Below are 10,974 nucleotides of genomic sequence, written 5' to 3' on the forward strand. Positions count from 1 at the left end.
CCTTGTCCTGATTTTTGTTAATCCACTATAAAGAAGGTCGTCTGAAAACCTTGAAACTCGGTTTTCAGACGACCTTTTTGTTTTACCGCTTGGATGAAAAGGCTGGACTAAGCAGTTTAACCTTTGTTGAGGATTTGTTTGTTTTCGCCTTCGCGCCGCAGCTCTTTGGGGAGGACGAAGACGATGCTTTCTTCCGCGCCTTCGCCTTCGCGTATGGTTTCGTATCCCCATTGCTGTATGGTTTGCAGGACTTCCCTGACCAAAACTTCGGGGGCGGACGCGCCGGCGGTTACGCCGACTTTGTGTTTGCCTTCGAACCATTCGCGTTTCAGGTAGCCGGCGTTGTCAACCATGTAGGCATCGACGCCGCGTTGGGCGGCGACTTCGCGCAGGCGGTTGCTGTTGGAAGAATTGGGCGAGCCGACGACGATGACGATGTCGCATTCTTCCGCCAATTCTTTGACGGCGGTTTGTCGGTTGGTCGTGGCGTAGCAGATGTCTTCTTTGTGCGGGTTGCGGATGTTGGGGAAACGGGCGTTCAGCGCGGCGATGATGTCTTTAGTTTCATCGACGGAGAGGGTGGTTTGGCTGACGTAGGCGAGTTTGTCGGGGTTTTTGACTTGCAGTCCGGCGACGTCTTCAACGGTTTCGACCAGCAGCATTCTGCCGGGCGGAAGCTGTCCCATGGTGCCTTCGACTTCGACGTGGCCTTTGTGTCCGATCATGATGATTTCGCAGTCTTGCGCGTCGAGGCGGGCGACTTCTTTGTGGACTTTGGTCACGAGCGGGCAGGTGGCATCGAATACGCGGAACCCGCGTTCGGCGGCTTCCTGCTGCACGGCTTTGGAGACGCCGTGTGCCGAGTAAATCAGGATGGCGTCTTTGGGTACGTCGGCGAGGTCTTCGATGAATACCGCGCCTTTTTCGCGCAGGTTGTCCACGACGAATTTGTTGTGGACGACTTCGTGGCGGACGTAAACCGGTGCGCCGAATTCTTCCAGCGCGCGCTCGACGATGCTGATGGCGCGGTCAACGCCGGCGCAGAAGCCGCGCGGGTTGGCAAGGATGATGGTTTTTTGGGTCATGTGTATGGTCCGGATTTCAGACGACCTTAAGGGTTGTCGGTTGTCGGTTCGTCGGCTACTGCTTCGTCAGTCGGTTTGGGGTCTTTTTTGTGGAACAGTCCGTCCAAAACCAATAAAACGGCACCGACGCAGATAAAGCTGTCGGCAACATTAAATGCAGGATAATACCAATCCTTCCAGTAAAACAGTAAAAAATCAACCACATGACCGTGAATCAGTCGGTCGATGACGTTACCGAGCGCGCCGCCGATAATCATGGCTGCACCGATTTTGCCCGAAAGGCGGAACTCGTCGCGCAGAATAGCACGGGCGAGATACGCGCTGATAACGAGTGCCAGCCCTAAGAAAAAGAATTTCTGCCAGCCTCCTTGATCAGCAAGAAAGCTGAACGCCGCGCCGGGGTTGTAGGCAAGGGTCAGGTCGAAGAAAGAGGGGATGATATTGAGGCGCTCGCCTTCTTGGAAGTGGGCAAGGATTTCCCATTTGGTCAGTTGGTCAAGCGCGATGCCGACCAGCGCAATCAGCAGGTAGGCGGTTTTTTTGGAAAGGGAGGAAGACATTTGGTTGAAGCTGCCTGAATAAAAACAAAGCGGCTATTTTACCCGAAAGCGCAAAAGCCGTGTTTCAAAAGGTCGTCTGAAAACCTTTTATTATACAGGCAAGACGCAGGGTTTTGCAGGGTTATCGCAAAACCGCGTAAACGCTGCGCGCAAAAACATCGTCATACGTAAAACAAAGTTTATTTGCTTGATAGGGTGTTGCCTTGCCGATAACATGGCGGCGTTTTTATATGCCTTCCCCGAAAGGATACAGTATGGCTAAAACAAAATCTTTATTGGCAACCGGCATTTTGGCGCTTTTCTCCGCCACCGCTTTCGCCGCTCCGCTTCCTGCTGAAATTTACCTTCCCGCAGGCGCGCATACGGTCAAAGCCGATCGTCAGGGCAACGGCGAATTCGAATACGAAGCCGAGCTGCCCGCACGCGGCAACCCGATTCCGTCTTTGGTGAAAAAAGTCATTGCCCACGCGCGCAGTAAAGGTTTTCAAGTGGTCGAATCGGAAATCAGAAACGATGATGCCGATTTGAAATTCAAACGCGGCGCACAAGAATTGGACGTATCCATCGAAAACAAAGGACACGGTCGCATCGAATACAAAGCTGATTTAGACTTGGACAAACGCTAAATCGAGAAATACCCGAAAGGTCGTCTGAAAAGAGGTTTCAGACGACCTTTTTACATGGCGGCGTTAACAATTGTTTATGGTTTTTACAACATTTGTTTTCTCCGTAAAAACCGTTCGGAAGAAAACACGGGTCGTCTGAAACCTCTTTTCAGACGACCTTTGCATAGGATTGGACAAACGGCATTCAATCAACAGGGCAGGGCGGATTTGCGCCGAAACAGAACAAAGCTGAATCATGCCCTATCGTTTTATTTACCCCCGCAATATTTTGTTTTACCGTAAAACACGGTAAAATCCGCGCTCAACATAATATTGAGACAAAACAGTACCGAAGAGAATAAATGGTGTTGTCCGATCTCAAATAAAAAATATTGACGCAATCACTACAATACCAACGTTCACACATTGCAAAGATCATGAAAAAACCACTCTTGCTCCTCTCCCTGCTCGCCGTGTCCGCAGCAGAAGCCGCCGACGTGCCACCCGAGACTCAAAACCAGCCTGCCCCCGAGTTGCAGGTCAAAACGGCAGAACCTGACCCCGTCGAAGCAGAAGCGGCCAAGCCTGCCGCCGAAACGTCGTCTGAAAAAGTCGTCAACGTCGATGCCAAAACCCTGCTCGACAATCCCCAATTGCTTTCCCGCGCCATGTATTCCGCCGTTGTTTCACGCAACATCGCGGGCATCAAAGTCGTCCTGCCGATTTACGAACAATGGCAGGGACACGATAAAAACATGGCGCTCTACGCACGCGGACTGGTTGCCCAAAACGACGGCAAAATGAAAGAAGCCATCGGGTATTACCGTCAATTTATCGCCGAAACCCCCGATGCCCCCGTCGTCCGCTGGCAGCTTGCAACCGCTTTGTTTGAAGACAAGCAAAACGAAGCCGCCGCCGACCAGTTCGACAAACTCAAAACAGAACCCAATCTGCCCGAGCCGTTCGTCAAAGGCATCGAGTCCTACCGCAAAGCCCTGCGCGAACGCGATTCGTGGAAATTTAACGCCGGCTTGAGCGTGACCCGCGAACAAAACATCAACCAAGCCCCCAGCCGCCGCACATACGGCAACTGGACTTTCCCCGAGCCTATCGACGCCACCGCCATCAACTACCAACTCGGCGCAGAGAAAAAATGGTCGCTGCCCAAAGGCTGGTACGTTACGGCAGGAGTGGATACCTACGGCAAAGTTTATCCCGAACGAACCAAGTATAACGACGTGACCACTCGCTTCTCAGTAGGCGCAGGCTACGCCGACCAGCGCAACGACATCGGCTTGACCCCGTTCCACGAACGCCGCTTCTACGGCAACGATCCGTACACCTACTCTAGCGGTGCGCGCCTGCACATCAACCGCTGGTGGCAGCCTAAGCTGCAAACCTTGAGCGCCGTTGAAATGGGTCGTCTGAAAAACACCCGCCGCGCCAAATCCGACAACAACAACCGCCTGCTGAGCAATTCCGTCGTCTATTACCGAAACGCCCGTCAATACTGGGTCGGCGGTTTCGACATCTATCAGGAACGCAATAAAGAAGACAAATCGGACAGCTTCGACCGTTACAGCCTCCGTACCGCATGGGGGCAGGAATGGGGCAAAGGGCTGTCCACCATGTTGCGGCTGAGTGCGGCGCAACGCCGTTATCAAACGCCCAGCCTTTTGAGCGGTCAGGAAAACCGCCGCGATAAAGAAGCAGATATTTCGCTCGCCGTGTGGCACCGCGCCTTCCACTTCAAAGGCATCACCCCGCGCCTGACCGTCGCCCACCACAAAACATGGAGCAACGACAAATACTACGAATACGGCAAAACCAGAATGTTTGTCGAATTCAGCAAAACGTTCTGACGATTGATTTTGAACGATAAGAAAAGGTCGTCTGAAAACCTGGAAACAAGGTTTTCAGACGACCTTTCGTTTAGCCTGACTGGAAATGCGAATTACAGGCTGTAATACATTTCAAATTCCAAAGGATGCGGCGCCATGCGGATGCGGCGTACGTCTTCTTCTTTGAAGGCGATGTAGCTGTCGATCCAGTCTTTGCTGAACACGCCGCCGCGCAGCAGGAATTCGTGGTCGGCTTTGAGGGCGGCGAGTGCTTCTTCCAAAGAGGCGCAGACGGTTGGGACGAGTGCGTCTTCTTCCGGCGGCAGGTCGTAGAGGTTTTTATCGGCAGGGTCGCCCGGATGGATTTTGTTTTGAATGCCGTCCAAACCCGCCATCAGCAGGGCGGCGAACGCCAAGTATGGGTTGGCGGTCGGGTCGGGGAAACGCGCTTCGATGCGGCGTGCCTTGCTGCTGTTCACGGACGGGATGCGGATGGACGCGGAACGGTTTTTGGCAGAGTAGGCGAGCTTGGTCGGTGCTTCGAAGTGCGGTACGAGGCGTTTGTAGGAGTTGGTGGACGGATTGGTAATCGCGTTCAGGGCTTTGGCGTGTTTGATGATGCCGCCGATGTAGTAGAGCGCGGTGTCGCTCAAGCCGGCATAGCCGTCGCCTGCGAACAGGTTTTGACCGTCTTTCCAGATGGATTGGTGGACGTGCATGCCGCTGCCGTTGTCGCCCATGATAGGTTTGGGCATGAAGGTGGCGGTTTTGCCGAAGTTGTGGGCGACGTTTTGGATGACGTATTTCATGTCTTGGGTTTGATCGGCGCGTTTGACCAAAGTGGCGAAGCGCGTGCCGATTTCCATTTGGCTGCCGGTGCCGACTTCGGCGTGGTGGACTTCGACTTCGATGCCGAGTTCTTCCAAAATGTTCACCATGGCGGAACGCAGGTCTTGTCCGGCGTCAATCGGAGCGACGGGGGCGTAGCCGCCTTTGACGGTAGGGCGGTGGCCGGTGTTTTGACCGTCCATGTGCAGGCCGCTTGCCCATGCGCCGCTTTCGGACGTGATTTCGTAACGGGTTTTGTGCATGTCGGTTTCAAACTCTACGCCGTCGAAGACGAAGAATTCGGGTTCGGGGCCGAAGTAGGCAGTGTCGCCGATGCCGGTGGATTTGAGGTAGGCTTCGGCGCGGCGGGCGATGGAGCGCGGGTCGCGGTCGTAACCTTGACCGTCGGCGGGGGCGATGACGTCGCAGGTGAGGACGACGGTGGTATCGTCGAAGAAGGGGTCGATAAAGGCAGTTGCAGGGTCGGGGCGCAACTGCATGTCGGATGCCTGAATGCCTTTCCAGCCGCCGATGGACGAGCCGTCAAACGCCTGACCGTTTTCAAACCACTCTTCAGGGTCGTCGAGGACGATGCGGGCGGGGATGGTGAAGTGGTGCTGCTTGCCTTTGGTATCGGTAAAGCGCAAATCTACGAAGCGGGCTTCGCTTTCTTCAATCAGTTTTACTGCGTCTTTGATAGACATTTTCGGCTCCTAATGGGAAGTAACGGATACGGAATCTCGCGGAAAATCTGCTGCATTTTATCACGGCGAAGGTCGTCTGAAACCGCAAATCCGCTAAATTTCTGACTTGCGGAATATAGTTTCAGACGACCTGATTGTCAACAATCTGGTACATATTCCAAATTATTGGAAAACAGCGGTATCAGGCGGAAAAGGCGGTTATAATGGGCGGTCTTTGCATTTGTCCTGCCTAATAGGATTTTTATGAACACTATTCCCCGTTATGCCGTTTTCGGCAACCCCGTCGCGCACAGCAAATCGCCACAAATCCATCGGCAGTTTGCCTTGCAGGAAGGCGTTGAAATCGAATACGAACGCATTTGCGCCGACATCGGCGGTTTCGCGCCGGCGGTCGAAGCGTTTTTTGCCGACGGCGGGCGCGGCGCGAATGTTACCGTACCATTCAAGCAGGAAGCGTTTGCCTTGTCGGACGAACATTCGGAACGCGCTTTGGCGGCGGGTGCGGTCAATACGCTGATTTTGCTGGAAAACGGTAAAATACGCGGCGACAATACCGACGGACTCGGACTGACGGACGATATTGCAAAAAGGCTGGGTGTAGAGATTTCCGGCAAAACCGTCTTACTGCTCGGCGCAGGCGGCGCGGTGCGCGGCGTCATTCCCGTATTGAAAGAATACTGCCCCGCTCGCATCGTTATCGCCAACCGAACCCACACCAAAGCGGCGGAAATGGCGGCGCATTTCGGTATTGAAGCCATACCTTTGGATGAACTGGAAGGCGGCTTCGACATCATCATCAACGGCACATCCGGCGGCTTAAGCGGACAGCTTCCCGCCGTATCGCCGAAAATCTTTGAACATTGCACTTTGGCTTACGATATGGTTTACGGCGAAGCGGCAGAGCCGTTTTTAGCGTTTGCCCGCCAATCAGGCGCAAAACAAACCGCCGACGGATTGGGTATGCTGGTCGGACAGGCAGCAGCTTCCTACCGTCTCTGGCGCGGCTTTGCGCCCGATGTACAGCCTGTCGTCCAATATATGAGAGAGTTATAAAATGTTCCGCATCATCAAATGGCTGATTGCCCTGCCTTTGGGCGCATTTATCTTTTTCAACGCTTATGTGTACGGCAACATCATCACTTACCGCGCCGTCGCGCCGAACAAAACCGCCTTCATGGCGATGCGGATGCGGCAGTTTCAAAGCGAAGGCAAAGATGTCGCACTCGATTACCGCTGGGTGCCTTACGACCGCATTTCAGTCAACCTGAAAAAAGCCCTGATTGCCTCCGAAGACGCCAAATTCGCCGAACATGGAGGCTTTGACTGGGGCGGCATCCAATACGCCATCAAGCGCAACAAACAAAGCGGCGAAGTTAAAGCAGGCGGCTCGACCATCAGCCAACAGCTTGCCAAAAACCTGTTTCTGAACGAAAGCCGCAGTTACGTCCGCAAAGGCGAAGAAGCCGCGATTACCGCGATGATGGAAGCCGTTACCGACAAAGACCGCATTTTCGAGCTGTATCTGAACGCCATCGAATGGCACTACGGCATATTCGGCGCAGAAGCCGCGTCCCAGTATTTCTATAAAAGACCCGCCGCCAACCTGACCAAACAGCAGGCCGCCAAACTCGCCGCCCGCGTCCCCGCGCCGCTGTTTTACGCCGACAACCCCAAAAGCAAACGCCTGCGCAACAAGACCAACATCATCCTGCGCCGCATGGGTTCGGCAGAATTGCCCGAAAGCGATCTGGATTGAGGTCGTCTGAAAATCAGGTGAAGGGGTTTCAGACGACCTTTGCGCAACTGTAACCTTGTTTGCCGCATCACATTTATATCCTACCCGCCCGGTTTTGATACGTTCTTCCGTCATTCCCGCCCCTGCCTACGCGAGGACAGGGGCGGGAATGACGACAACCGGTAAGTTGCGTGTCGAAAATAAAGTAATTTCGCTAAAGTACATAAGGGCGTTGGCAACGCCTTATCATTGCAATTTTAATCCACTCCAAAAAACGCCCGTTTCGTCATCTTTACCCCGCCTGTGCGGGAATGACGAAACGGGCGTTTTTGAATGGATTTTCTTTCTGCGCCGCTGTCTTCGGCGAAATTTACGCCACGAAATCCAAACCTATGTCCAACGAGCGGCTGCTGTGGGTCAGATAGCCGAGGGCGATGCCGTCCACGCCGGTTTGCGCCACGCTCCGTAAGCGGTCGAAGCCGATGCCGCCCGATGCTTCGCAATAGATGGTGTGGGGGTGGGCGGTTTGCGTGTGACAGCGGTTTGCCGCTTCTTTTAGGGTTTCGTCGTCCATGTTGTCCAGCAAAATCCGTTCCGCGCCCGCTGCGATGGCTTCGTCCAGTTGTGCCAGCGTGTCCACTTCGATTTCCACGCAGGTCAACGGTCCAACCGCCTGTTTTGCCTGCCGAACTGCTTGGGCGATGCTGTCGCAATAGGCGAGGTGGTTGTCTTTGATGAGTACGGCGTCGTCCAAACCCATGCGGTGGTTCACGCCGCTGCCTGCCCTGACGGCGTATTTTTGCAGGACGCGCAGCAGGGGGATGGTTTTGCGGCTGCACACGATGTCTGTACCGTATTCGGCGACTTCGGCGACGGCACGCGCGGTGGCGGTGGCGATGCCGCTTAAGTGCGTGAGGTAGTTGAGCGCGGTTCGTTCGGCGGCGAGCAGGGCGCGGGCGTTGCCTTCGACGGCGGCCAGCGTCTGACCTGCGCGGACAGCTTGCCCGTCTTGGATTTCGGCTTGGAAGCGGACGGACGGATCCATCGTCTGAAAGGCGAGGCGCGCCAAGTCCATGCCGGCGATGACGCCGTCTTCGCGGCTGACGAGGAAGAGTTTGGCGGTTTTATCGGGGGCGATAACGGCGGCGGACGTAATGTCGCCGCGCCTGCCCAAGTCTTCGCTCAGGGCTTGCTCCACCATGGGGCGCAGCAGGGTATCGGGCAGGGGGAAGAGGGTGTTTTCAGACGACATGGGGTTTCCTTTATTGAAAAAGATTAATGTTGCACCGATGAGGCAAAACTTCATTTGAGGTCGTCTGAAAACGGGCTAACGGCTGCCCAGCGGCAGTCCGATGTCCGAAATCAGCCTGTCGGGCAGGACGTCGTCGCGGAAGCGGTAAAGCTGCGCGGGACGGCCTTTGCTGCCCGATACGCCGGTATCCGACGGCTCGATGAGGTTTTGCTGCTGAATCTGGCGGCGGAAGTTTTGCTTGTGCAGCAATCTGCCGCTGATGGCTTCGACGCTGTTTTGCAGTTGCAGCAGCGTGAATTCGGGCGGCATCAGTTCGAAAATCACGGGGCGGTATTTGATTTTGGCGCGCAGGCGGGACAGGGCGGTCGCCAGTACGCGGCGGTGGTCGTGGCGCATGGGCTGTCCCGTGAGCGCGAAGTCGAAGTTTGCCTGCGGCTCGGTGGCTTCCGCTATCAAGCCGCTTTCATACAACATTTCATAGCGTTGCAAAACGTATTCTTCCGACCAGTTTTCCGGTTCGACCCCCCAACACAAATGAATGCGCTTGAGCCGCTTTTGGCGGACTTCCTCCGTGTCCGCCGAGTTTGTCCAAATGCGCAGGTGGCTGACGATGGCGTCGCGCTGCCCGCCGTCGGTGCGCAAGTCTTCCCACGGGAAATAGTCGTAGCAGTCCTGCCATTTCGCATCCGGGTGCAGGATGCTGTCGGCTGCCTCGCGCACCAGCCCCAGATAGCTGACGTACAAGACGGGCATGCCGTGTTCGTTGCGGCGGTGGGTGTCGACAAAGGTGTAAAGCTGTTCCACATAGCCCATAGGCTGCGAAGTCTGCTTGGCGACCCACAGCTTCACGCCCGCCTGCAGGGAATTGCGCAGGGGGGAGAGCGGGCCGTTGGGCAGGAGCGTGCCTTGGGCGACGGTCAACACCCGCAGGCCGCCGTCGGTAACGGCAATCAATACGGGAACCAGCTCGACGATGCTTTGCGGCGGGGCTTCGGCTTCGGGGTAGGCGTCCATGCTCGGCTTTCTGCGGGTGGGAAAGGCTTTATTGTAAACCAAAGCGGTTTGTCGGAACGAAGCGGGTCGGTTTTGCGGTATCTCAAACCTGTTTTCAGACGACCTTGCATATTATACTCAAGTTGAGCATAATATAGGAACAGTTTGAAAAACAGACGGCAAACCTTCATGCCGCCTCAAAACTAGCTACAAGGAAACATCATGCAAACCGCCGCCCGCCGCTCGTTCGACTACGATATGCCCCTCATCCAAACGCCGACTTCCGCCTGCCAAATCCGTCAGGCGTGGGCGAAGGTTGCCGACACGCCCGACCGCGAGACGGCAGGTCGTCTGAAAGACGAAATCAAGACTTTGCTGAAGGAGAAAAACGCGGTCTTGGTGGCGCATTATTACGTCGATCCGCTGATTCAGGATTTGGCTTTGGAAACGGGCGGATGTGTGGGCGATTCGCTGGAAATGGCACGCTTTGGCGCGGAACACGAAGCCGGTACGCTGGTGGTGGCGGGTGTACGCTTCATGGGCGAGAGCGCGAAAATCCTCTGCCCTGAAAAAACGGTGCTGATGCCTGATTTGGAAGCAGAATGTTCTTTGGATTTGGGTTGCCCGGAAGAGGCGTTTTCGGCGTTTTGCGACCGACACCCCGACCGCACGGTGGTGGTGTACGCCAACACTTCCGCAGCCGTGAAAGCGCGTGCCGACTGGGTGGTAACGTCTTCGGTGGCGTTGGAAATCGTGTCGTATCTGAAATCGCGCGGCGAGAAACTGATTTGGGGACCCGACCGCCACCTCGGCGACTACATCCGCCGCGAAACGGGCGCGGATATGCTGTTGTGGCAGGGTTCGTGCATCGTCCACAACGAATTTAAAGGGCAGGAGCTGGCGGCACTGAAGGCGGAACATCCCGACGCAGTGGTGCTGGTTCATCCCGAATCGCCGCAAAGCGTCATCGAACTGGGCGACGTGGTCGGCTCGACCAGCAAACTGCTCAAAGCCGCCGTATCGCGTCCCGAAAAAAAATTCATCGTGGCGACCGACTTGGGCATCCTGCACGAAATGCAAAAGCAGGCGCCCGACAAAGAATTCATCGCCGCACCGACGGCAGGCAACGGCGGAAGCTGCAAAAGCTGCGCGTTCTGCCCGTGGATGGCGATGAATTCGCTGGGCGGCATCAAATACGCCCTGACAAGCGGGTGCAACGAAATCCTGATGGACAGAAAGCTGGGCGAAGCCGCCAAACTGCCTTTGCAGCGTATGCTCGACTTCGCGGCAGGGCTGAAGAAAAAAGATGTGTTCAACGGCATGGGACCCGCCTGATTTGCCGTCCATATTATAGTGGATTAAATTTAAATC

The 10,974-nt window shown here is 55.4% G+C and carries 10 protein-coding genes; 5 read left to right on the forward strand and 5 right to left on the reverse strand.

Annotation, left to right across the window (positions count from 1 at the left end):
- Positions 1 to 116: 116 nt before the first annotated feature.
- Positions 117 to 1,085 (reverse strand): 4-hydroxy-3-methylbut-2-enyl diphosphate reductase, encoded by a 969-nt coding sequence (ispH, locus tag HMPREF2572_RS04340; RefSeq protein ID WP_070496399.1) that lies wholly within the window; start codon positions 1,083 to 1,085, stop codon positions 117 to 119.
- Between the two features lie 26 nt (positions 1,086 to 1,111).
- Entirely contained in the window at positions 1,112 to 1,645 is a 534-nt protein-coding gene (gene lspA, locus HMPREF2572_RS04345) for a signal peptidase II (RefSeq protein ID WP_070496400.1), read from the reverse strand.
- 254 nt (positions 1,646 to 1,899) lie between these two features.
- Between lspA and HMPREF2572_RS04350 the strand changes: the two genes are divergently transcribed.
- Both HMPREF2572_RS04350 and HMPREF2572_RS04355 read left to right on the forward strand, forming a co-directional pair.
- The gene (locus HMPREF2572_RS04350; protein ID WP_070496401.1) at positions 1,900 to 2,271 is read left to right on the forward strand and encodes a hypothetical protein; all 372 of its coding nucleotides are present in this window, start codon (positions 1,900 to 1,902) and stop codon (positions 2,269 to 2,271) included.
- A gap of 416 nt (positions 2,272 to 2,687) precedes the next feature.
- Entirely contained in the window at positions 2,688 to 4,112 is a 1,425-nt protein-coding gene (locus HMPREF2572_RS04355; RefSeq protein WP_070496402.1) for a surface lipoprotein assembly modifier, read from the forward strand.
- Between the two features lie 92 nt (positions 4,113 to 4,204).
- Here HMPREF2572_RS04355 and glnA read toward each other — a convergent pair whose 3' ends face one another.
- Complete coding sequence (gene glnA / locus HMPREF2572_RS04360; protein ID WP_070496403.1) at positions 4,205 to 5,623, reverse strand: type I glutamate--ammonia ligase; 1,419 nt, start codon at positions 5,621 to 5,623, stop codon at positions 4,205 to 4,207.
- A gap of 243 nt (positions 5,624 to 5,866) precedes the next feature.
- On the opposite strand from glnA, the gene aroE reads away from it, so the two are divergent.
- Both aroE and mtgA read left to right on the forward strand, forming a co-directional pair.
- Positions 5,867 to 6,676 (forward strand): shikimate dehydrogenase, encoded by an 810-nt coding sequence (gene aroE / locus HMPREF2572_RS04365; protein WP_070496404.1) that lies wholly within the window; start codon positions 5,867 to 5,869, stop codon positions 6,674 to 6,676.
- A 1-nt stretch (position 6,677) separates the two neighbouring features.
- Positions 6,678 to 7,379 carry a monofunctional biosynthetic peptidoglycan transglycosylase gene (gene mtgA / locus HMPREF2572_RS04370; protein ID WP_070496405.1) on the forward strand — a complete coding sequence of 234 codons (702 nt, stop codon included), beginning with the start codon at positions 6,678 to 6,680 and terminating at the stop codon, positions 7,377 to 7,379.
- A gap of 349 nt (positions 7,380 to 7,728) precedes the next feature.
- On the opposite strand, the gene nadC is transcribed toward mtgA, so the two are convergent.
- Positions 7,729 to 8,610: a carboxylating nicotinate-nucleotide diphosphorylase gene (nadC, locus tag HMPREF2572_RS04375; protein WP_070496406.1), complete on the reverse strand. Its 882-nt coding sequence runs from the start codon at positions 8,608 to 8,610 to the stop codon at positions 7,729 to 7,731.
- Between the two features lie 75 nt (positions 8,611 to 8,685).
- Positions 8,686 to 9,624 (reverse strand): NUDIX hydrolase, encoded by a 939-nt coding sequence (locus tag HMPREF2572_RS04380; protein WP_070496407.1) that lies wholly within the window; start codon positions 9,622 to 9,624, stop codon positions 8,686 to 8,688.
- Positions 9,625 to 9,825: 201 nt separating this feature from the next.
- Between HMPREF2572_RS04380 and nadA the strand changes: the two genes are divergently transcribed.
- Entirely contained in the window at positions 9,826 to 10,938 is a 1,113-nt protein-coding gene (nadA, locus tag HMPREF2572_RS04385; RefSeq protein ID WP_070496408.1) for a quinolinate synthase NadA, read from the forward strand.
- Positions 10,939 to 10,974: the final 36 nt, after the last annotated feature.

The organism is Neisseria sp. HMSC064E01 (assembly GCF_001808875.1).
Lineage (GTDB): Bacteria > Pseudomonadota > Gammaproteobacteria > Burkholderiales > Neisseriaceae > Neisseria > Neisseria sicca_A.

Coding starts and splice junctions, on each gene's coding strand:
- lspA (WP_070496400.1), bottom strand. CDS start 1,645: ATGTCTTCCTCCCTTTCCAAAAAAACCGCCTACCTGCTGATTGCGCTG.
- nadC (WP_070496406.1), bottom strand. CDS start 8,610: ATGTCGTCTGAAAACACCCTCTTCCCCCTGCCCGATACCCTGCTGCGC.
- mtgA (WP_070496405.1), top strand. CDS start 6,678: ATGTTCCGCATCATCAAATGGCTGATTGCCCTGCCTTTGGGCGCATTT.
- ispH (WP_070496399.1), bottom strand. CDS start 1,085: ATGACCCAAAAAACCATCATCCTTGCCAACCCGCGCGGCTTCTGCGCC.
- HMPREF2572_RS04355 (WP_070496402.1), top strand. CDS start 2,688: ATGAAAAAACCACTCTTGCTCCTCTCCCTGCTCGCCGTGTCCGCAGCA.
- nadA (WP_070496408.1), top strand. CDS start 9,826: ATGCAAACCGCCGCCCGCCGCTCGTTCGACTACGATATGCCCCTCATC.
- aroE (WP_070496404.1), top strand. CDS start 5,867: ATGAACACTATTCCCCGTTATGCCGTTTTCGGCAACCCCGTCGCGCAC.
- HMPREF2572_RS04350 (WP_070496401.1), top strand. CDS start 1,900: ATGGCTAAAACAAAATCTTTATTGGCAACCGGCATTTTGGCGCTTTTC.
- glnA (WP_070496403.1), bottom strand. CDS start 5,623: ATGTCTATCAAAGACGCAGTAAAACTGATTGAAGAAAGCGAAGCCCGC.
- HMPREF2572_RS04380 (WP_070496407.1), bottom strand. CDS start 9,624: ATGGACGCCTACCCCGAAGCCGAAGCCCCGCCGCAAAGCATCGTCGAG.